19 protein-coding genes are annotated in these 21,546 nt (G+C 63.5%); 7 read left to right on the forward strand and 12 right to left on the reverse strand.

Translation table 11 applies throughout. The annotated features are described in order from the left end of the window. Positions 1-33 precede the first annotated feature (33 nt). Both ABEA18_RS01125 and ABEA18_RS01130 read left to right on the forward strand, forming a co-directional pair. Complete coding sequence (locus ABEA18_RS01125) at positions 34-1,233, forward strand: allantoate amidohydrolase (protein WP_345447115.1); 1,200 nt, start codon at positions 34-36, stop codon at positions 1,231-1,233. Continuing rightward, positions 1,230-2,588 (forward strand): formimidoylglutamate deiminase, encoded by a 1,359-nt coding sequence (locus ABEA18_RS01130; RefSeq protein ID WP_345447117.1) that lies wholly within the window; start codon positions 1,230-1,232, stop codon positions 2,586-2,588. The genes ABEA18_RS01125 and ABEA18_RS01130 overlap by 4 nt, the downstream gene beginning before the upstream one ends. 129 nt (positions 2,589-2,717) lie before the next feature. On the opposite strand, the gene ABEA18_RS01135 is transcribed toward ABEA18_RS01130, so the two are convergent. From ABEA18_RS01135 to ABEA18_RS01175, 9 genes are all read right to left on the reverse strand, one after another. Then, complete coding sequence (locus ABEA18_RS01135) at positions 2,718-3,659, reverse strand: carbohydrate ABC transporter permease (protein WP_345447120.1); 942 nt, start codon at positions 3,657-3,659, stop codon at positions 2,718-2,720. 11 nt (positions 3,660-3,670) lie between these two features. Next, positions 3,671-4,627 carry a carbohydrate ABC transporter permease gene (locus tag ABEA18_RS01140; RefSeq protein ID WP_345447123.1) on the reverse strand — a complete coding sequence of 319 codons (957 nt, stop codon included), beginning with the start codon at positions 4,625-4,627 and terminating at the stop codon, positions 3,671-3,673. 31 nt (positions 4,628-4,658) lie between these two features. After that, positions 4,659-5,621 (reverse strand): phosphodiesterase, encoded by a 963-nt coding sequence (locus tag ABEA18_RS01145; protein WP_345447126.1) that lies wholly within the window; start codon positions 5,619-5,621, stop codon positions 4,659-4,661. A 29-nt stretch (positions 5,622-5,650) separates the two neighbouring features. After that, on the reverse strand, positions 5,651-6,466 hold the full coding sequence (locus tag ABEA18_RS01150; protein WP_345447129.1) for a tyrosine-protein phosphatase: 816 nt from the start codon (positions 6,464-6,466) through the stop codon (positions 5,651-5,653). A 45-nt stretch (positions 6,467-6,511) separates the two neighbouring features. Further along, on the reverse strand, positions 6,512-7,867 hold the full coding sequence (locus ABEA18_RS01155; protein WP_345447132.1) for an ABC transporter substrate-binding protein: 1,356 nt from the start codon (positions 7,865-7,867) through the stop codon (positions 6,512-6,514). A 77-nt stretch (positions 7,868-7,944) separates the two neighbouring features. Continuing rightward, positions 7,945-9,096: an ABC transporter ATP-binding protein gene (locus ABEA18_RS01160; protein ID WP_345447135.1), complete on the reverse strand. Its 1,152-nt coding sequence runs from the start codon at positions 9,094-9,096 to the stop codon at positions 7,945-7,947. A gap of 159 nt (positions 9,097-9,255) precedes the next feature. Continuing rightward, positions 9,256-10,146 (reverse strand): MurR/RpiR family transcriptional regulator, encoded by an 891-nt coding sequence (locus tag ABEA18_RS01165; protein ID WP_345447138.1) that lies wholly within the window; start codon positions 10,144-10,146, stop codon positions 9,256-9,258. A gap of 92 nt (positions 10,147-10,238) precedes the next feature. After that, on the reverse strand, positions 10,239-10,712 hold the full coding sequence (locus ABEA18_RS01170; RefSeq protein WP_345447141.1) for a sensor histidine kinase: 474 nt from the start codon (positions 10,710-10,712) through the stop codon (positions 10,239-10,241). A 140-nt stretch (positions 10,713-10,852) separates the two neighbouring features. Then, positions 10,853-11,689 (reverse strand): alpha/beta fold hydrolase, encoded by an 837-nt coding sequence (locus ABEA18_RS01175; protein WP_345447144.1) that lies wholly within the window; start codon positions 11,687-11,689, stop codon positions 10,853-10,855. 143 nt (positions 11,690-11,832) lie between these two features. On the opposite strand from ABEA18_RS01175, the gene ABEA18_RS01180 reads away from it, so the two are divergent. From ABEA18_RS01180 to ABEA18_RS01200, 5 genes are all read left to right on the forward strand, one after another. Beyond that, the gene (locus ABEA18_RS01180) at positions 11,833-12,789 is read left to right on the forward strand and encodes an LLM class flavin-dependent oxidoreductase (protein ID WP_345447147.1); all 957 of its coding nucleotides are present in this window, start codon (positions 11,833-11,835) and stop codon (positions 12,787-12,789) included. A 157-nt stretch (positions 12,790-12,946) separates the two neighbouring features. Beyond that, the gene (locus ABEA18_RS01185) at positions 12,947-14,680 is read left to right on the forward strand and encodes an ABC transporter ATP-binding protein (protein ID WP_345447149.1); all 1,734 of its coding nucleotides are present in this window, start codon (positions 12,947-12,949) and stop codon (positions 14,678-14,680) included. After that, positions 14,677-16,665, forward strand: coding sequence for an ABC transporter ATP-binding protein (locus tag ABEA18_RS01190; RefSeq protein WP_345447152.1), 1,989 nt, complete (start codon positions 14,677-14,679; stop codon positions 16,663-16,665). The genes ABEA18_RS01185 and ABEA18_RS01190 overlap by 4 nt, the downstream gene beginning before the upstream one ends. Before the next feature lie 80 nt (positions 16,666-16,745). Further along, positions 16,746-17,078, forward strand: a complete 333-nt coding sequence (locus tag ABEA18_RS01195) for an ArsR/SmtB family transcription factor (RefSeq protein WP_345447155.1) — start codon at positions 16,746-16,748, stop codon at positions 17,076-17,078. A gap of 13 nt (positions 17,079-17,091) precedes the next feature. Beyond that, positions 17,092-17,589: an SRPBCC family protein gene (locus tag ABEA18_RS01200; RefSeq protein WP_345447158.1), complete on the forward strand. Its 498-nt coding sequence runs from the start codon at positions 17,092-17,094 to the stop codon at positions 17,587-17,589. Positions 17,590-17,673: 84 nt separating this feature from the next. Here ABEA18_RS01200 and ABEA18_RS01205 read toward each other — a convergent pair whose 3' ends face one another. The 3 genes from ABEA18_RS01205 to ABEA18_RS01215 all read right to left on the reverse strand — a co-directional run bounded on the left by ABEA18_RS01205 (position 17,674) and on the right by ABEA18_RS01215 (position 21,513). Then, a complete protein-coding gene (locus ABEA18_RS01205; protein WP_184741564.1) occupies positions 17,674-17,886 on the reverse strand; it encodes a hypothetical protein in 213 nt (70 codons plus the stop codon). A 148-nt stretch (positions 17,887-18,034) separates the two neighbouring features. Further along, complete coding sequence (locus ABEA18_RS01210; RefSeq protein WP_345447163.1) at positions 18,035-18,922, reverse strand: N-acetylglucosamine kinase; 888 nt, start codon at positions 18,920-18,922, stop codon at positions 18,035-18,037. Further along, complete coding sequence (locus tag ABEA18_RS01215) at positions 18,919-21,513, reverse strand: glycoside hydrolase family 2 protein (protein WP_345447166.1); 2,595 nt, start codon at positions 21,511-21,513, stop codon at positions 18,919-18,921. The genes ABEA18_RS01210 and ABEA18_RS01215 overlap by 4 nt, the downstream gene beginning before the upstream one ends. Positions 21,514-21,546 lie beyond the last annotated feature (33 nt).

The raw sequence follows: 21,546 nt of genomic DNA on the forward strand, positions 1-21,546 counted from the left end.
CTTGGTGGCAGTCTTCATTCATCGGAGGAATACGTGGAAACCGTCAATCAGCTCCTTGACTCGATCAAGGATGTGGGCCGCGATGCGGTGCGCGGAGGATACTCAAGGGCCGTCTACTCGACGCCCGAGCTTGACCTCAGGCAGTGGTTCATCGAACAAGCCCAACGGCGCGGCCTCGGCGTCGAGACCGACCGCAACGGCATTATCTGGGCCTGGTGGGGAAAGCCCCAGGACGGTGCGCTCGTCACCGGCAGCCACCTCGACTCCGTCCCGGGAGGAGGGGCCTTCGACGGGCCGCTCGGAGTCGCGTCCGCACTCGCCGCCGTTGACGTCCTCGTTTCCCGCGGTCTAGAGCCGGGGCGTTCCGTGGCCATCACAGTCTTCCCGGAAGAAGAAGGATCCCGCTTTGGCGTAGCCTGCCTGGGCTCGCGGCTCCTGACCGGTGCCATCGACGTCGACAAGGCGCTGAACCTGCGCGACGTCGACGGCAACACTTTCGCCGACATTGCCCGGAGCAATGGCCTGGATCCCCGGCACGTCGGTCCCGATCCGGAAGCCATGGCGCGAATCGGCGACTTCGTTGAACTGCATGTGGAACAGGGGAAGGGGCTGGGCCGGAGCGGGCCGGCCATCGCCGTCGGAAGCTCCATTCTGGGCCACGGCCGCTGGAAGCTGAGCGTCAGCGGCCAAGGCAACCACGCCGGGACCACCCTCATGGCCGACCGCGCCGATCCGATGGTCGCGGCCGCGCAGATCGTCGTTGCCGTCCGCGACACCGCGGCGAAGCAGCCGGATGCGCGGGCCACGGTCGGCCGCTTGACCCCGGTACCGGGAGGCACCAACGTGATTGCCTCCAGGGTCGATCTGTGGCTCGACGCCCGCCATCCCGACGACGCCGTCACGGCGCAACTGATCGAGTCGATCTACCGCGCGGCCCGGGAAATCGCGGCAGGTGAGGGGTGCACTGTCAGCCTCACCGAGGAGTCCTACAGTGACACCGTGCACTTTGATCCCGAGCTGAGCCGACGCATTGGCGAACTCCTGCCGGGCGCGCCGGTGCTGGCAACCGGCGCAGGGCACGACGCCGGAGTCTTGGCTGGACATGTCCCCTCGGCGATGCTTTTCGTCCGCAACCCGAGCGGAATCTCACACTCCCCGGAAGAGTACGTCGCCGACGAGGATGCCTCCGCCGGCGCGGTTGCCCTCGCCGACGTTCTGGAGGGACTCCTGTGAGTGGGTTCTGGTGCGAGGCGGCGCTTGTAAACTCCGACGGCGCTTCTGTCCCGGGCGGCGCGGTTGTCGCCACCGGCGTTCGGCTGGAAGTGCACGAGGGGCGCATCTCCCGGATCGCCGCCGGCGTCGAGCCCGAAACGGGTGACCAGATACTGAACGGCGTCGTCTTCCCGGCCGCGGCCAACGCCCATTCGCACGCTTTTCACCGGATCCTTCGCGGACGGACGCATGACGGGCGCGGTGACTTCTGGGTCTGGCGGGAGCAAATGTACCGGAGCGCTGCGGAACTGACGCCGGAGAAATACGAGAAGCTCGCCACCGCAGTCTTCACCGAAATGGTGGTGTCCGGCTTCAGTAGCGTGGCGGAGTTCCACTACGTCCACCACCAGCCGGAAGGAACTCCGTATCCCGAGCCGCACGCGATGGAACTGGCGTTGGCCAGGGCTGCCATGGCAGCCGGGATCCGTTTGACATTGCTTGACACCCTGTACCTCGCGGGAGGGATCGGGACTCCGCTCAGCCCGGAACAGGCACGGTTTGGCGACGCTGATGCGCAAGCCTGGTTGGACCGGCTTGCGTCACTGCGGGCCGAGGTGGCTCGGACTTTCCCTCCGGACAGGGTGAGTGTGGGAGCCGCACTGCATTCCGTCCGCGGCGTACCGGAGGAGGCGCTCAAGACCGTCGCCCGGCAGTTGCCCACCGACATTCCGCTCCACATCCACCTCAGCGAACAACCGGCGGAGAACGAGGCCTGCCTGCAGGCTTACGGTGTCACACCGGCCGGACTTCTTGCCCGGCATGGCCTACTGTCCGGGCGGCTTTCCGCCGTCCACGCGACCCACCTGACGCCGGACGACATCCAGCTCCTCGGGGATGCTGGATCTACTGTGGTGATGTGTCCCAGCACTGAGGCCGATCTCGCCGATGGCATCGGGCCGGCACGCGCATTGTCCGACGCCGGCTCCACCATCGCCCTGGGCACGGACCAACACGCGGTGATTGATCCCTGGGTTGAAATGCGCACCTTGGAACACGGAGAACGCCTCGGCTCCGGCCAGCGGGGCAGGTTCTCACCCCAGGAACTGCTGCACGCGGCCACCATCGGCGCAACCGCATCCATGGCCACGCCCATAGGGTCTGCACTTGAGGTAGGTGCGGTGTGCGATCTCATGGCCGTGGCTCCGGACTCGGTGCGGACAGCCGGTTCCATGCCGCAGCAGTTCGCGTTCAGCGCGACGGCGAGTGACGTCACCGCCGTCGTGATCGCTGGCGAACTGGTGGCTTCGAACGGTGTCCATGTCCGGCTGGGGTCTCCAGGTGGGCTGCTCACCGAGGCGCTGAAGGAGTTTTCCTAGCCGCTTTCCTAGGGTGATATTACCGGGACTCCTTGGTTTAACTCGCTCACCCAAGACGCTCGCTCACTTATGTGGTTGTTTTCCGGATCCCTCGCTCACATCTAGTGAGCGAGGGTTCGGGGCGGGGGGCTACTTCAACCCCGAACGGACGAACGCATCCACGACGTATCGCTGCAGGAAGATGTAGATCAGGAAGATCGGCAGGCACGCGAGCGAGGACGCTGCCATGATGGCGCCCCAGTTGTTGCCTTCGGCGCCCAGGAAGCCGCGGATGCCTACCTGGATGAGGGCATCGGACTTCTGCATAATTAAGGAAGGCCACAGGTATTCGTTCCAGGCGCTGATGAACAGCATGATGCCAAGGGCCGCCAGCGCTGGCCGCAGGTTCGGAACCACCACTTCCCACAGCGTCCTCCATGACGACCGTCCATCCATCTGGCTCGCATCCACGAGGTCCTTCGGGAATGCCTCCAGGTGCTGGCGCAGCATCATCACCGCAAAGGCCGAACACAACTGAGGGATGACGACGCCGGTGATGGTGTTGAGAAGGCCCATCTGGGACACCAGCAAGTAGTTGGGAATCATGGTGACTTGGAAAGGCACCAGCCAGGACCCCACAAACAACAAGTACAAGGCCTTCTTTCCGGCAAAGTCCCAGCGCGCGAAGCCGTAGGAAGCCAGGATGGCCACGAGCAATTGGGACACCGCCAGCGTCAGTGCCATGCCGAAGGTATTCGCCAGCATGCCCGCGATCGGGATGGTCTTCAGGACGTACTGGAAGTTCTCCAGGCTCAGCGGCCCCGGCAACGGGTTGGTGGACAAGGCGTCCGACGGCGGCCGGAAGGCCGTGACGAACATCCAGTAAATGGGGAAGATCGAGACGATCGCCAAGGCGATTAGGAGAACGTGGCTGGGTACTAACCGCAATGACCCAAGCCGCAACGACGCAAATCGCATGCGTCCGCGCCCAGCGTCAGGCGCCGGCGTTGGCTCCGAAACTTTCGTCCGCACTGAAGGCAGAGCATCCGAGGAACCAGGCTGGGCCGGCGGGGCGATGGTGATGAAGGCCATGGTGGTTCTTTCTAGTTGTCGTAGAAGCTGAGTCGCTCCGAGAGTTCCACGAAGACCAGGGCAATCAGCCCGAATCCGAGGAAGAAGAGCGTGCCCGCCGCGGAGGACAGGCCGGCGTCGAAGTTCCTGAAGCCGAACTGGTACAGCAGGTAGTAGATGTTGGTGGACGAATTGCCCGGGCCGCCCTGCGTCACGAGGTCGATGATGGGATATGTCCACTGCGCGGACAGCAGGATGGTCATGAGGGAGAGGAACACCAGGCTCGGCGAAAGCAAAGGGATGATGATCCGCCACGTGATCTGCCTGCCGCTCGCGCCGTCGATCGACGCGGCTGCTGCATAGTCCGGGCTGATGCCCGCCAGCCCGGCCGAAACAACCAGCACTCCGAAGCCGAGCATTTGCCAGCCGACAATCACGATCACCGCGATCATCGAACTGTCGGGATCGCGGAACACATTGCCCATCGGCGCGCCGAGGGCGGCGGCGATCGCGGGAATCGTTCCGCCTTCAGGCGCGAACAGCCACCGCCAAATGGCGCTGCTGGCCACGGGCGTGATGAGGAAAGGAACGAAAATCAGGGCCTGGTAGGCAGTGCGGGCCTTGCCCTGGACCTTGCGCGAGAGCAGCGCGAACACGAGCGGCAAGGCAACGGAAATGCCCAGGAACGCCAGGATATACAAGCCGGTGTTGATCAGCGCCTGGTGCAGTTCGGGCAGGCTCAGGACCTTCGCGTATTTCTGCACGTCAACGTATTGCTTGGGCTTCGTGGGGATCAGGTTCCAGTCGTTGAAGGACAGGTTGACGGTCTGTCCCAGAGGCCAGTAGGTCCACACAAGAAGCAGGACCACGGCGGGCAGGATGTAGAGGTAGGGGCTCAGGGCGCGGCGCTTGGGGCGCCGGTTGGCCGGGAGCCCCGCCGGGCCGGCAGGGGCAATGCCCGTTGCCGGCCCGGCGGTCTCGATGAACATTCTTTCGGCTTCCTTCCGGTGCTGTGGCTGCTTAGCGAACGCTTTCGGCGAGCTCGCCGTCGGCCGCTTCGGCAGCGCTGGAGGGCTCGACGTCGGACTCCTCGCCGGGAGCGGTCATCGCGGTGGTCGCCTCTTCGAGGGTCATCCTCTCGAAGGCGGCCATCTGCTCAGCCGTGACGGAGTACACCGTGGAGAACTCGCCGATCGGCACAACGGAGCTGAGCATCTTGTTCTGGTAAAGGTGGATCAGGTTGAACGCCTGCGCGCCGTTCTGTCCGCGCATCGACTTCGGCGCGACGTTCAGGTCCTGCGTGTAGCACGTGGCCGACGCAACCGTCACGGGAGCGCCGCCGAAGGTGCTGAACGTGGAGTAGTGCAGGTGGCCGGCCAGGATGCCACGGACGTCCGTGCCTTCGATAACCTTCTCGAAGCGGCTCTGTTCACGCAGTTCGAACATGGCCATCATCTCCAGCGGGCTGGGAACCGGCGGGTGGTGCAGGGCGATGAGAGTGCCGTGCGGGGCCGGGGTGGCCAGGACATCGGACAGCCAAGCGAGCTGCTCGTCGGAGATTTCGCCGTGGTGCTTGCCCGGAACCGTGGAGTCCAGGGCGATGATGCGCAAGCCGTTGACGTCGTGGACCATGTCCACGGATTCTTCGCCCGCGTCGGAGTCAAGGAGGCCCGAGCGGAAGGCGGTGCGCGCGTCGTGGTTGCCCATGACCCAGATGATCTTGGCGCCGAGCTCCTGGGCCACGGGCTCCACGATGTTGCGGAGGCGGACGTAGGCGTCGGGGCGGCCAGTGTCGGCGAGGTCGCCGGTGAACACCAGCGCTTCGGGCTTGACCTGGGCCTTGACGAAGTCGCGGAACAGTTGGCGGAGGTTCTCGTCGCTGTCCACGCTGCCGTGCAGGAGATCGTTGTCGGCCACGAAGTGGGTGTCGCTGATGTGCAGGATGAAGTGCTCGGGGGCCGGGTGCTGGAGTTCGGTGTTCATGGTCTTGTCTCCTTGTAAGTGAGTGGCTCTTAGCGGGTGGTGCTGATGGTCAGGACGTCCCTGAGCCGTTCGAGGTCGGCGTCGCTGAAACCGTGTGCCCGGAGCAGGCCGGTGGCGCTGCCATACAGTTCGTCCACGAGGTCCAGCGTGGTTTCCAGGACGGTGGCGGGGCTCGCGGAGACGATTTCCCGGAGTTCCTCGCCGATGCCCGCAAGGCCCGGGTGGCTGGAGGCGGCGGCCATCATGGCCTCGCTCCATTCGCCGCGCAGGTTTTCCTCGCTGGCTGTGTAGTCGAGGATCACCTGCTCGCGGTCCACGTCCGCCGCCAGGAGGGCCAGGGCAATCACGACGCCGGTGCGGTCCTTGCCCGCGGTGCAGTGCACCAGGACAGGGTCAGTCCCGGAGTCGGCTATGAGGCGAACGGCGTCGGCAAGGCGCTGGGCGTGGCTCTGGATCATGAGCCGGTAGATGTGCGCCAGGGTGGTGATCTCCGCGGTAGCGGGGACGTTGCCCGCTTCGAAAATCGGGTTGTGCCTGGTGTCGACGGCGAGTCCGTCAAGGTTGCTGGGCGACTTCGCCAGTTCGGTGCGGTCACGCAAGTCGATGACCAGACGGATGCCGAGCTCGGAGAATTGCCGGCGTCCGGCGTCGGTCAGCCCGTGCAGTGCGTCCGAGCGGTACAGCTTTCCTTCGCGGATGGTCCGCACGACGGCGGCATCGCCTGCCGCGGCGGCGGGAGCATCGGCGGCGGGATAGCCCGCCGTGCTCCGGAAGTTGTAGGTGCCCTCTACGGGGTAGGGGCGGTTGCGGGTTCCGAAGACTGCGTCCTCGGCAGTGGTTGTCACAGCTGGTGTCCTTCCGGATGGGCCGGGGAAGATGGGTCTGGGAAGTTAGGGGATCAGGTCCTGGGCGCGCTTCTGGGCGTCGGCCATGGTGGTTTTTGCGTCCTTGCCGTAGTAGACGACGTTTTCGACAGCCTTGCCGAGGATGTCGTCGATCTGCACGTAGCTGTTTCCCGGGTAGGAAACCCACGGCTGGAGGCGGTCAAGCTGCGCGAGGTTCGGTGCAAGGAGCGGGTTCTTCTGGGCCCAGTCGTAAAGGGAACCACCGGGAGCGGTCAGCGAGGTACGCAGGGGCAGGTAGCCGATCTTGGTGGAGATCTGCTCGTAGGCGTGGTCGCTGGTCATGAACTTGATCAGTTCCCAGCCGGCACGCTGTTTCGCGGGATCCTGCGAGAGTACGAACAAGGCCGAGCCCGAGTTGGTGGGCACGGCAGGCTTGCCGCCGAAGGAGGGCATACCGGCGGCCTTGAGCTGCCAGCCACCCTTCGTGGCGGCCGACATGAAGGATCCCTGGAGCGCCGAAGTGGTGAGGATGAAGGCAGTGTCACCCTTTGCAATGCCTTCCGACTGGGCGCTGCTGTCAGCATTGCGCAGCACGCCGTCCTTCGTCAGTTGGGCCAGCTTCGTGACCGTGTCAACGGCCGCGTCCGAGCCGAATCCGATGGTCTTGCGGTCATCGGAGAGGACCTGGGCCCCGTTCGACTTAAAGACGCCCTGCATGCACCAGTTGCCCCCGATGCTTGCGCACGAAATGTCCAGGGACGGTTTTCCGGTTTTCGCGGAAACCGCCTTTGCGGCTGCCTCCACCTTGTCCCAGGTGGAGAGGTCCGGGTTGGTGATTCCGGCGTCGGCGAGCTTGGTGGCGTTGTAGAAGAGGACAGGCGTGGAGAAGACGTAAGGAATGCCGTAGGTCTTGCCGTTCCAGTCGGCGAGGTGCTTCGCGTTGGCGTGGAACGGGTGGGCACCGCCGAGAGCGTCGTCGACGGCTTTCTGGCCGACCAGGTCGCTGATGGGCTGGGCGCCAAGCTGGGTGGCGGCGAAGTCGAGGGAATCGAACGTCAACTGCGCGACGTCGGGTGCGTGTCCGGCGAGGAGCTGCGTCTGGACGCTGCTGACCGTGTTGGATCCGACGGCGCCGCCGCCCTGCGGCGCCTGTGCAGTGACATGGATGTTCGGGTGGGCCTTTTCGAAGTCGGCTACCAGGCCTTTGACGGTATCGGTCCAGACGCCGGCCTGGGCCAGGTTGTAGCTTTCGAAGGTGATGTTGACTTGCTGGTCTGCCGTGAGTTCCGGGATGACCTGGTTGCTCACGGTGCTGGCCTGCGAGGTGCCGGAACAGCCAGCGAGGGCCAATGCGGCGGTGCCAGCGGCGATGGTCAGTGCAATTGAACGGAGAGGGCGCACAATATTTCCTTGATTGCTGGGATGGGTGGGTACTGCAGGTTCCGGTTTGGGGCCGGAGTCTGGGGGAAGAGTGGATGTCAGGCCGAGGCCGCTGGCTGCGCCCAGCTGGCAGAGGACGCATGCTTCGCGTCCTCCTGCCATTCGAGGCGCCGGCCGCTTACGCGGTCAAAGAGGTGGAGGTTCCTGGCGTCGGCACTGAGTACGACGGCGTTGCCCGGCTCCCAGTGCATACCTCGCGGGGCGCGGACGGCCACGCGGTTCCCGCCGACCCGGCAGTAGATGACTTGTTCGCTGCCGAGGTTTTCGCTCAGGTCAACGATGCCCCGAAGGGCTGCCCCGGAGCTCGGCGCGGCTGCGGAAGAGCCGGGCGCGTGGATGCTCAAGTGTTCCGGGCGGATGCCCAGCACAACGTCCCGCTGCGGTGTTTGCCCGTCCCACAGCACGGCTTCCAGAGAGGGTGCCATGACGGTGATGGAGCCGTTGCTGGTGGAAAGTTCGGCGTCGATCAGGTTGGTGGCCGGGGATCCCAGGAAGCCTGCGGCGAACACGGATGCCGGCTTGTCGTAGAGCTCTTCCGGTGTGCCGAGTTGCTCGAGCTGACCTCCGTTGAGCAGCGCGATCTTGGTTGCCATGGTCATGGCTTCCACTTGGTCATGCGTGACGTAGATGAACGTGGCACCGAGGCGCTTGTGTAGTCCGGCCAACTCCTGCCGGGTTGCGGTGCGGAGCTTGGCGTCCAGGTTGGACAGGGGCTCGTCCATGAGGAACGCCTTGGGTTCGCGCACCAAGGCGCGGGCTACTGCGACGCGTTGGCGCTGGCCGCCGGACAGTTCCTTGGGCTTGCGGTCCAGGAGGTGGCCGATCTCCACCATTTCGGCCACGGCCTCCACGCGCTTCTTGACTTCCTGCTTGTCGGTGCGCCGCACGTGGAGCGGGAAGGCAAGGTTCTTCGCGACGCTGAGGTGCGGGTACAGGGCGTAGCTCTGGAACACCATCGCCAAATCGCGTTTCTTGGATGGAGCGGCGGTGATGTCCGTTCCGTCCAATTCGAGCGAGCCCGACGTCGGTTCCAACAGGCCCGCGATCATGCGGAGCAGAGTGGTCTTGCCGCAGCCGCTGGGACCGAGCAGGACCAGGAAATCACCGTCTTCAACGGTGAGCGATACGTTCTTTACCGCCGACACGTTCTTGAATGAACGCGACAACTGGTTGAGCACAAGTCGGCCCACGAGCACCTCCGGGGAAACGATGTTTCCTAAATCGAATTATTTAGGAAACGTCTTACCCTTGAAGGGTGGGGCTCGATTATTAACGGTCGGTGCGGAGTTGATGAACTCCCCGTACGCGGACAGGAAACAGTTGAAACCGCCCGCGTTTCGCGCCACAAGCTATTCGGTGTTTTCCACCATATGGAGGACTTCTTCGAACACGGCTGAGCGGGCGCGCTCAACGTCGGGAGAATCTGCAGTCACCGCGGCGTGCAGGGCGGACAGCACCAGCATCTGGACGATATTTCCAATAGGCAGCTGCTCGTTCCATGAATGGAATTCCGCCCCGGCCACTAGTGAGTGGGTCGAGAGAGCGGCGAGCTCGGATTTCGCATAGCTGGTTACCCCTATCACCGTGGCCTTGCGTTCGGCCGCGATCCGCGCCGAGCCAATCGTGAAGGAGTTCATTCCGCTGTCGCTCACGGCGATGCAGACATCGCCTGCCGAGAGGAGCTTGGCGGAGATGTGCTGCGAGACGATATCGGACGGCGCCTCGCATTGCACTCCGGCGGATAGGAACCGCAAGGCAAGGGATTGTGCGGCAGCGAGGGACGCCCCGTTGGCCACCACCAGCAGGCGCCCGCCCTGGCGAATCGCCCGGACCGCGGCGTCGAAGGCCTCGAAGTCCAGTGAGCCCAGAGCTCCCCGGATGTCGTGGGATGCCCGGGAAAAGATCCCGGAAACCAGGTGTTCGGAGGATCCTGGTTCGCCGGTTGCCCCTGAATCTTCCTGCTGGATGCTGTCCCGTGCTGCGGCGCCCAGATCGCGCAGCAGGACTTGGCGCAGGTGCTGGAATCCGTCAAAGCCCAAGCTCTTGCACGCCCGCACGATCGTCGCCGGCGATGTCCCCGTCTGGGTGACCAGATCCGCTACAGACATCCTGGCCACGGTTTCGGGGGAATCAAGACACAATTGCGCCACGCGCTGTTCGCTGGGGGCCAGCGACGGGAAAATCGACTTGATGTGCGCGCGGGAACCGCCCAGGGGCGGTTCGGATTTGTACGGGGTCATTCGCCTTTCATACCAGATTCACTTGAATAGCGAACCAGCAGCGCCGAAACCGACGACGGCGGGTGCCCGCCGCCGTCGGGCATCGACGCGTATCAGTCGAGCGGCAGGGTGACGGTGACGCAGGTTCCGTTCCCTGGACTGGAGACGATGGAGACATCGCCGCCGACTTCGCTGACGGCGATGGACATAAGGCGGAGCCCGAATCCGTGGTGTGCGCCCGCGGGGGTTGCCTTGTTGTCGAAGCCCGCGCCGTTGTCGGTGACTGTCAGCCGGATCCCGTGGTAGACGGCGGCGAGCCGGACGGTGACGTCGTGGGCATGCGCGTACTTGAACGCGTTGCTGAGGACTTCCTTGGCAGCGTGGTAAAGCAAGGAAGCGGAGCCGGACGAGATTTCGACGCCATGGTGCGGCGTCTCCCAATGGATTTCGGTCCCTTGGCGGCGGAGCGGTGCGGCCAAGCGGTCGATGCAGCCCGCGAGCCCCAAAGCGTGGAAGTCAACGGGTTGCTGATCGGTGATCACGCCGTTTATGGCGGTGACTTCGTCCAGGGCTGTTGTTGTCTTCATGGCCGGTCCTGCTCCCCTTGCAGCTTTGGTGCTTTCGCCGGCGGATGGGTTCCGCCTGTGCTTGCATTAAGACTGGACCAGAGGCGTTAAGGTTCCCGCGATATTCAGTTAGTTTCGTCCTAATTTTTTGTCAGGAATCCCTACTTCCCGAGGAAACCGAGCAGTGCCTGGTTGACCTCGGCGGCGTGTGTCCACAGCAAGCCGTGCGGGGCGCCGTCGATCTCCAGGTAATCGGCGCCCGGGAGTGCTTCGGCGAACCTCCGGCCGGTAACGTCGATGGGGAGGATGTTGTCCGCGTTGCCGTGCACGATCAGGGCGGGAACGTCGATCCTGGGGATGTCCGCCCTGAAATCGGTAAGCCACGTGGGCTGCGCGGCCACCGAAGCGTAGGCACCTGACTGGGCTGCCAGGTTCCAGCTGGCGGCGACTGCTTCGTGGCTCAGGCGGTGCGTTCCGAGGAAAGTGGGGGCGTTGTAGAAGTTGTTGAAGAATTCGGTGAAGAAAGCATAGCGATCGGAAATGACGGCTTCGGAAAGTCCGTCGAACACGGACTGCGGGACGCCCCCTGGGTTGTCCGCGGTCTGCAGGAGGAACGGCTCCAAGGACGCAAGGAACACGGCTTTCGCCACCCTCGCCGAGCCGTAAGTGCCAAGGTAGCGGGCCACTTCACCGGTCCCCATCGAGAAGCCCACCAGTACGGCGTCGTTCACATCGATGGTGTTCAGGAGGGTGTTCAGGTCCGCGGCGAAGGTGTCGTAGTCGTAGCCGACGGTCGGCTTGCTGGACTTGCCGAAGCCGCGGCGGTCGTAGGTGATGACTCGGTAGCCGGCGTTGAGCAGGGCGGCGGTCTGCTTCTCCCAGGACGAACCATCCAGGGGATAGCCGTGGATGAGGACCACTGCCTGGCCGGTCCCGTGGTCCTCGTAGTAGATCTCGATCTCGGTGCTGTTTTCGTTTCCAACGGTGATGTAAGCCATGACTACGTCCTTTCGTAGCGGATTTTGCCGAGCGTTTCCAGCCTACTGTCCGGGTACGATCGCGGCACGCCCTCGCCATCAAGACGCTCGCTCACGTATGTGGGGGTTGCGGTGGACGCTCGCTCACGTATGTGGGGGTTGCGGTGGACGCTCGCTCACGTATGTGGGGGTTGCGGTGGACGCTCGCTCACGTATGTGGGGGTTGCGGTGGACGCTCGCTCACTCACGGCTTCGGGAATGAATCCAAATACGCGGCCATCGCTCGGGAAACCACCAACCTTCGGCTGGGTACCGCCGTCACGGTTCTCTCCACCCAGGACCCTGTCCGGCTCTTCGAGCAGTTCTCCACGCTGGATCTAATTTCGGGCGGGCGGGCAGAGATCATTGCCGGCCGTGGCGCCTTTGTGGAGTCGTACTCCTTGTTTGGCCACAGATTGGAGGACTATGACGAGCTGTTCGAAGAGAAGCTGAACATGTTGCTCGCGCTGCGTGACAACGACAACCTTCGCTGGGAGGGAAGCCTGACCCAAACCGTCTCCGGGATGGACATAGCGCCCCGTCCGATCCAGGAAAAGTTGCCCATCTGGGTGGGCGTGGGTGGTACTCCGCAGAGTTTCGTCCGGGCGGGGCGGTTGGGCCTGCCGTTGTTTATCGCTCTGCTGTCCGGGCCGGCACGATTCCGCCGGCTCGTGGAACTGTACCGGGAGACCGCTGAAAACGCGGGACACGACGCTGCCGCCCTGCCAGTCGGCGCGGGTGGCCATTTCTATGTGGCGCCGACGTCGCAGCAGGCCCGGGACACCTTCTACCCCTACTATCGCGCCTACTTCGAGCAGAACATGCCCCGGCCAGTTGACAATTTCCCGCGGAACACCTTCGATGAATGGACCGAACCGGGTGGCGGCCTGCTTGTGGGGAGCCCCCAACAGCTGGTCGAAAAGCTACTGGAAATTCATAGCGCCCTCGGTAACACGCGGTATCTGGCTCAGGTCGGTCTCGGCGGCTTGCCTTTCGCTGAGACGGCGCGGTCCATCGAGCTCCTGGCCAACGAAATCATCCCTGCAGTGAATCGCGAGATCGGCGTTGCTCTTGCGCGGTAAGCCTCACGATCTGAGCGAGGGTTGGGGAAAGAAGCCCCATAGCTGAGCGAGGGTTGCACCTGATCACCCGCCACACTTCGCCCTGAGGGAAAGCTCTAGTTGCCCCCAGCAACCAGTCGTAGACTGGCCTTCGAATCACTACGTGAGTTGGAGAACGATGCTCTGGAAACTTCTCGTTCAGTACCTGCGGCCACATCGGCAGCTGCTGATCGCCGTCGTCATTTTCCAGTTGGCGCAGTCCATAGCGTCGCTGTACTTGCCCACACTGAATGCCGACATCATTGACGAAGGCGTGGCCAAGGGGGATACCGGGTACATTCTGGGCACCGGCAGCCTCATGTTGTTCATCACGCTCCTGCAAATAGCCTGTTCGATCACGGCCGTGTACTTCGGAGCGAAAGCAGCCATGGGCTTGGGACGGGACCTGCGCGGGGCCATTTTCACCAGGGTAGGGGAGTTCTCCGAGCAGGAGGTCACCCGTTTCGGCGCTCCCTCGCTGATCACGCGTTCAACCAACGATGTGCAGCAAGTCCAGCAGCTCGTCCTGATGTCCTGCACCCTCATGGTGGCGGCGCCTATGCTCAGCATCGGCGGTGTGATCATGGCCGTCCGGCAGGATGCCCAGTTGTCCTGGCTGATCGCCGTGAGCGTCCCCGTGCTGCTCGTTGCGGTGGGCCTCATTGTTAGCCGGATGGTACCGCTGTTCCGCAAGATGCAGGTCCGGATCGACACCGTGAACCGCGTCCTCCGCGAACAGTTGGCCGGCATCCGCGTGGTGCGCGCGTTCGTGCGCGAGGACATGGAGACGGAACGCTTCGCATCCGCCAACCACGACGTCACCGAGATGGCGTTGCGCGCGGGGCGGCTCATGGCGCTCATGTTCCCCGTGGTGATGCTGGTACTCAACGTCTCCAGCGTGGCCGTGATCTGGTTCGGATCGTTCCGGATCAACGACGGCTCCATGCAGGTAGGCACATTGATCGCCTTCCTGAGCTACCTCATGCAGATCCTCATGTCGGTCATGATGGCGACGTTCATGGCCGTGATGATCCCGCGAGCTGCTGTTTCAGCGGACCGCATCGGGCAGGTGCTGGAGACCCCATCCAGCGTGCGGCCTCCCGAGAACCCAGTGACGGAGACGGCTGGCCGCGGTGAGCTGGAATTGCTCGACGTCGGATTTGCCTACCCCGGTGCCGAGCAGCCCGTCCTCAGCGGCATCAGCTTCCGGGCACGCGCAGGCCAGACGACGGCGATCATCGGCAGCACGGGCGCAGGCAAGACCACCTTGGTGAACTTGCTGCCACGGCTCTTCGACGCGAGCAGCGGCTCGGTACGGATCGACGACGTCGACGTCCGCGAACTGCACCCGGACCTCTTGTGGGGGCACATCGGACTGGTACCGCAAAAGCCCTACCTGTTCTCCGGCACGGTCCGCAGCAACCTGCTCTACGGCAAGCCCGACGCCACCGAGGAAGAACTCTGGCGGGCCCTCTCCATTGCACAGGCCCAGGACTTCGTCGAAGAGATGGAGGGTGGCCTTGACGCTCCGATCTCCCAAGGCGGCACCAACGTTTCCGGCGGCCAGCGCCAGCGCCTCGCGATTGCCCGGGCGCTCGTGAAGCAGCCCGAGCTCTACATCTTCGACGACTCGTTCTCCTCCCTGGACACCGCCACCGACGCAAGGCTCCGCCAGGCGCTCAAGCGCCACACTTCCGGTGCCACCATGGTCATCATTGCGCAGCGGGTATCCAGCATCGCGGATGCAGAGCAGATTCTAGTGCTCGACGACGGGCGGCTGGTGGGGCGCGGAACCCACGAAGAGTTGCTTGAGACTTCGGAAACATACCGGGAGATAGTTTCCTCCCAGCTGGCAGCGGAGGAGGCGGCATGAGCAGCGCGGCTCCCAATCCCGGCACAGCAGGTACCGCCAACCGCCCGCAGCGTCCCCCGATGGGACCAGGCCGTGGCGGACCGTTCGCGGGAATGAGCATCCCGGCCGAAAAGGCCATGAACTTCCTGCCCTCGGCCAAGCGGCTCTTAGGCACGCTGCGGCCCGAGCGCTTGTGGCTGACTCTGGTTCTCTTCCTCGCGGTGGCAAGCGTGACCCTGTCCGTCATCGGCCCCCGGCTTCTCGGTGAGGGCACCAACCTGATCTTCGCCGGCGTCGTGTCCAAACAACTTCCCGCCGGGGTGAGCAAGGAACAGGTCATCGACGGGCTGCGCGCTTCCGGCCAGGGCTCCAAAGCGGACATGCTGAAGGGCATGGACTTGACTCCCGGCGTCGGAATCGACTTCGGGGCGTTGTCCTCGATCCTGCTGTGGGTGCTGGTCTTGTATGTCCTTGCCTCGGCGTTCGGCTGGATTCAGGCCTACGTGCTCAACGGCGTCGTGCAGCGGACCGTGTACCGGCTCCGCGAGCAGATCGAAGCGAAAATCAACCGGCTTCCGCTGCGCTACTTCGACTCCGTGCAGCGCGGCGAACTGCTCAGCCGCGTGACCAACGACGTCGACAACATTTCGCAAAGCCTCCAACAGTCCATCAGCCAAGCGGTCACGTCCCTGCTCACAGTGGCCGGCGTCATCTTCATGATGTTTCTGCTCTCCCCGATTCTGGCGTTTATCACGCTGGTCACGGTGCCGTTGACGCTGGTCACCACCGTGCTGATCGCCAAGCGCTCGCAGAAGCTGTTCGTCGCCCAGTGGAAGAACACCGGCGAGTTGAACGGGCAGATAGAAGAAACCTACACCGGCCACGCGCTTGTGAAGGTGTTCGGCCGCCAGCGCGAAGTGGAGGAGCGCTTCCGCGAGAAGAACGCAGAACTGTTCTCGGCCAGCTTCGGGGCCCAGTTCATCAGCGGCTTGATCATGCCGGCACTGACATTCATCGGCAACCTGGTCTATGTCGGGATCGCGGTGGTGGGTGGCCTTCAAGTAGCTTCGGGCGCGATGCAGTTGGGCGATGTCCAGGCCTTCATCCAGTACTCCCGGCAGTTCACGCAGCCCTTGGCCCAGCTCGGTTCAATGGCCAATCTGCTCCAGTCCGGTGTCGCGTCCGCCGAACGCGTCTTCGCGCTGCTCGACACCGAGGAGCAGAGCGCCGATCCCGAGCCTTCGGCTGTTCCCGACGTGACGCGCGGGCGCTTGGTGTTCGAGAATATCTCCTTCTCCTACTCGCCGGACAAGCCGCTGATCCAGAATCTGAGCCTCGTGGCCGAGCCCGGCCAGTCCGTGGCGATCGTTGGGCCCACAGGAGCAGGCAAGACCACGCTTGTGAACCTCATGATGCGCTTCTACGAGCTCGACGCCGGGCGGATAACTCTCGACGGCGTCGACGTCGCCTCGATGTCCCGCTACGAACTGCGCTCGCGGATGGGCATGGTGCTTCAGGACACGTGGCTGTTCGGCGGCACGATCAGGGACAACATCGCCTACGGACGGCCCGACGCTACCGAAGCCGAGATTCTGGAGGCCGCACAAGCAACGTACGTGGATCGCTTCGTGCACTCCCTCCCTGAGGGCTACGACACAGTGCTCGACGACGAAGGCAGCAACGTTTCCGCCGGTGAGAAGCAGTTGCTCACCATTGCCCGGGCTTTCCTGGCCCGTCCGTCAGTCTTGATTCTGGACGAGGCCACGAGCTCCGTGGACACCCGGACCGAGGTTCTGGTGCAGAAGGCCATGAATGCCCTGCGTTCTGACCGGACGAGCTTTGTGATCGCGCACCGCCTGTCCACGATCCGCGACGCCAACCTCATCCTGGTGATGGAGTCCGGGCAGATCGTGGAGCAAGGCACCCATGCGGAGCTCCTGGCTGCTGGTGGCGCCTACTCGAGGTTGTATGAGGCCCAGTTCGCGGCGCCGGTGGCGGAGGTCTAAGGGGTCTCGACGGCGTGGGCTACATGGACCTGTTGCAGCTCCGTTGACACCCCTGAGCCATCGGAATATCATACAACCAAATGGTTGTAGATCAGCTCAGCGAAACCGAACTTGACCGCCTCTTCCAGGCGTTTTCCGATGCCACGCGCCGGGACATCGTCCGTCGGGTAACGGTCGGGGAGTATTCGGTGTCCGGTTTGGCCGCCCTCTACGCCATGAGTTTCGCCGCCGTCCAGAAGCACGTGGCGGTGTTGGAGCGCGCGTCCCTTGTAACGAAGGAGAAGCGCGGAAGGGAGCAGATCGTGCGGGGCAACCATGATGGCTTGCAGAAAGCCCGCCAGTTGCTCGATGAGTACGAGGCGATCTGGCGGCAGCGCGTCGATCGGATCGCAGACATCCTCTCCGGAAAATAGGAAGGGTTCCGCAATGACGGTTATCAGTTCCACCAAAAATCCCGAAGCGTTGAGCTTGACGCTCGTCGCCGAGTTCGATGCCAGCGCTGAACAGGTCTGGCAAATCTGGGAAGACCCGCGCCAGCTCGAACGCTGGTGGGGTCCACCCACGTGGCCAGCCACGTTCGAGCAGTACGAGTTCGAGCCGGGCGGGATGGCCAGCTATTACATGACCGGTCCCGACGGCGAGAAGCCCCGCGGCTGGTGGCGCATCACGTCGGTCGAAGCTCCGAACAGGCTGGAGTTCGACGACGGCTTTGCCGACGAAAATGGAGCTCCCGTCGAGGAGATTGGGGCCGGCCACGCGACCGTGACCCTCGAGGAGATCGGCGACCGCACCCGGATGACCATCCTGTCCACGTTCGAATCAGAAGAGCAGATGAAGATGATGATCGATATGGGTATGGAAGAGGGAATGAAGGAGGCCGCCGGCCAGATCGACGCGCTCCTTTCGGAGCACTCCCGCGCCTGATTGTTCCGGACGGAGAACACCGGATACGCGAACGACGGCGGGAGGTGACTCCCGCCGTCGTCGTGTTGCGCCTGAGGCGTGCTGTTACAGGGAGTGTGCGTCGAAGGCGGTGGCCTTGGCCGCGCTGCCGTTCAGGCTGACAGTAAAGGTGTTAGGCCCGCTGCAGGTGACTGCGATGCTGGCCTTGGAGGTGTTGTGGCGCACCGAGAAGTCGTGCACCAGCGCGTCCAGCGTGTGGTGGGTGGTTGAGCGGTCCCAAATCTTGAGGGTTACGGAGTCGGCAGTTTCAAACGTCATTGTTCAGTGCTTCCATTCATGAATCCGGATATCCGGCTATCGCGCCAGTGCGAAAGCCGCCGTACAGCTTTTCCATAGTGCACAGCGAGGCGCGGACTGCTCAAGCCAGAACGGCGTTTGTTGCTAGTGAGACTCATCACAGCGGCGTCTAGTGGGATGCAAGATGCAGTGCGCCGAAGACCGGATCCTGGCTGAGAACCTGTAATGTGTCGAGGCCTCGAGCAGCAAGGGCTATCCGCATGGCCGCCTGCAAAGTGGGTTGGTTCATCCCGAGGCCACCACCGAGGACAATCGGCCCCTCGATGTTCAATTGCCCAGCGCATTTCGCCGCCAACGAGGCAAGATCGGCCCCTGCCTGGAGGATCATGTCCAAGGAAGCGGTATGCCCCGAGGCCGCGCACTCAAAGACAATCGGTGATTTCGACGCCCAAAACTCGCGTCCCGCGTCGCCATGGAAGAGGGCGATCAAACCTTCCGGGCCGAGGAGTCCACAAGATTTCACAAGCGCTTTCGTCAGTTCGTCGGGGCGCAGCCCGCTGTTCATGCGTTCGAGGCTGTGCCTCACCGCTTCTCGACCGAACCAGTATCCGCTGCCTTCGTCGCCAAGCAAGTAGCCCCAGCCGCCCGCGCGCGCCTCGTCCTCGCCGTTAGTGCCCCAGGCCGCGGATCCGGTGCCGGCGATCACGGCGATTCCCGTGCTGCAACCTGCGGCGGCCAGCAGCAGGCGCGTGTCATGGACAACGGAGACGACGGCGCGGGGAGCCAATGGTTGGATCAGGTCCGTCAGTGCGTTCGCATCTTCGAGGGTGTCGATCCCTCCGGAACCAACCACCACCCGCGCAACGGACCCGCCCTGGAGGGTGGCGAAGACGCCCTCCAGGTTGCTGCGGGCCTCGGCACGGCTCACGTTCTGGACGTTGGCGCTGCCGCCGGAAGTATCGGCAACAGGGGTGCCATCAAACCATTTGATGCCGCGGGTCTTTGAACCCCCGATGTCCAGACCTACGACTGCGCCGACGGTGCTGGGGTGTGTCATTGGAATGATCCTTCTTCGGTTGAGTTCGAGAGTGCGAAGCCGGCGGCCGGCAAAATGCTGTCGTGGCGGATTCCAACTCCCTGCAGTACCGGGTACCGCGACCATGCGTCGAGCCCACACTCCCCGGCACGATCAGCCGTGGCGACGTGGAAAGTATGGCTTTCGCCGGGTAGCAGTGAAACGCATTGTTCCGAGACGGTCGCCTTCGGGTCGAGCCGGTCCGCCTGCAGAACCAGATCGCGCACGATGGTCTCGGCGGTGACAGTCACTTCAATGCCATCGGGGACTTTCGATGCCCAGGCGGTGATCCGCGCTGGTTCCTTGATGCGGTCCTTGTCCTCGGCGTAGAAGTGGAGGATTCGGTCCCCGTGCCCGAGCCCTTCACCGCGGGCGACGAGGACATCGGTCAAGGGTCGGTCAGTCTCGCGCAGGTCATGCGGGAGGCCGATTTCGCTCTTGCCCCGGGGTTCGACGTCGAACATGAATTGATGTGTCGCGTCCAGCCGGAGCACGGGCGGGACAGTCTCCGTCGAAGGAGCTGTGCGGAGGCGTTCCACAGTGAGTGTTCCACTCCAGGGCTCTGCGGAATCGTTGACCAGGACGACGGCGAGCCCGTCGCTGCGGGGCTGGATGGTCGCCAGTCGCGGCCGGTAGGCCTCACGGATTGCGTACCACAGCGGTTTCAGCTGACCGTATCCATCGATAGCGGCCCAGGAAGTGACGGGCCAACAGTCGTTGAGCTGCCAGACAATGGATCCTGCGCATACCGGCGAGCCGGCGCGGAAGTGTTCGATCCCGAATTGGATCGTGCGTGCTTGGTTTACCTGGGTGAGAAAGTGCCATTCCTGGAAATTCGCGGGCTCGGGAAGATGTGCGGCGAGTGCTCTCTGCAGCTTCGCTGTTCCGTCTTCGGCCTTTTGGTGCTGGAGGAATGCCGGGGATTCGAGATCCAGGTCCGCTGGTTCCAGGACGCGGGTGAGGGTAGACCAGCTAGGGGGACCTTGGAACCCGAATTCGGAAACGAACCGCGCATTCCACTCCGCGTAATGCGAATAGTCCTTTTGGTTCCAGACATCCCAGATATGCACGTTCCCGTGCTTCGGATCGTTGGGATGCAGTTCGGGATCTCCCGAATATGGGCTGCCGTTCCCGTACGGGCGGGTGGGGTCCAACTCTGTTACCAAGGCGGGCAGGAGCTCGGAATAGTAATCCCAGCCCCAATTTCGACCGTCGAGCTGTGGCTTCCAACCCCAATCCCAGAAGCCCCAAACGCATTCGTTGTTTCCATTCCAAAGCATCAGGCTCGGGTGGCTCATGAGCCGTGTCACGTTGTCGCGGACCTCGCCGGCGACTTCTTCGGCGAGCGGCCCATCCTCCGGGTAGCCGGCGCACGCGAAGAGGAAATCCTGCCAGACGAGAATCCCCATGCGGTCGCAAAGCTCGTAGAAAGTGTCCGACTCGTATATCCCGCCGCCCCACACGCGCAGCAGGTTCATGTTTGCCGCGGTGGCTTGGGAGAGGCGCTGCCGGAGCTGGTCTTCGGTGATTCGTGACGGGAAGCAATCGTCGGGGATCCAGTTGGCGCCCTTGACGAAGATGTCGGTTCCGTTGACGGCAAAGACAAAGCTGGTTCCTGCTTTGTCCTGTTCGGTTTTGAGTTCAAATTGCCGAAACCCGATGCTTTTGGACCAGACGTCAAGGTCATGCCCGTCAGCGTCGAGCGTCACCGTAAGTTGCGAGAGCGGCTGGGCGCCCATATCGTGCGGCCACCACAGTTCGACATCCTCGAGATCCACTACTATCCGGGCCTTGTTGGAGCCCTGCGGGATGGAGACCGATTCAGTCTTGCCCAGGATGGCGACGTTGAGTCCGAGCTCGCCTGAAACGCCCGGGGCCCGCAGAACCTCGACATCCACTTCCAGGCGGGCATGTCCGTTGATGGGGAGCGTTCCTCGCCCGGGGCCGGATACAACGGTGGTGGTGACCGACGGACGAACTGACTGCAGCCGTGCCGTCCGGTACCGCCTGATGCCCACAGGTTTCCATGGTCCGGCCGTCACGAGGTTCGGGCCCCAGTCCCAGCCGAAATTGCAGGCCGACTTGCGCACATACTGGAATGGCTCCGGATTGCCGTTGGGTAGATCCCCTACGGACGCCCGGATTTGTTCGGCATAATCGCGCACATTCTTGAAGGCCATCGTCAGGTCATTGGCGCCCGGCCTGATGACGTCGGAGACGTCCAGAACGTAGCTGCGATGCTGGTTGTACGTGTGCGCAAGGTCGTGGCCGTTGACCCGGATGACGGCGATGGTGTCCAGGCCCTCGAAGACGAGCTCTGTCCGCCGGTCTTCATTGCCGTCATGGTTGAAGGTTGTGGAGTACTCCCACTCGCTCCGGCCCACCCAATGCTGGGACTCCTCGTTTTGCCCCAGATAGGGGTCAGGGATGTGCCCGTGGTCCATGAGGACCGTGTGCACAACCGACGGAACGGTTGCCGCGAGCCTCCAGCCTTCGGCCCCGGAAGGGGCGTCCGGGGCCGGAGCGGTCGCTCTTAACGTCCAACCCTTGGCGAGGTTGCTCATCTCAATCATGGTGTGTGCCTTATCAATCGAACGTCTGTCGCC

Origin of the sequence: Arthrobacter gyeryongensis (assembly GCF_039543785.1) — a bacterium.
GTDB classification, from domain to species: Bacteria; Actinomycetota; Actinomycetes; order Actinomycetales; family Micrococcaceae; genus Arthrobacter; species Arthrobacter gyeryongensis.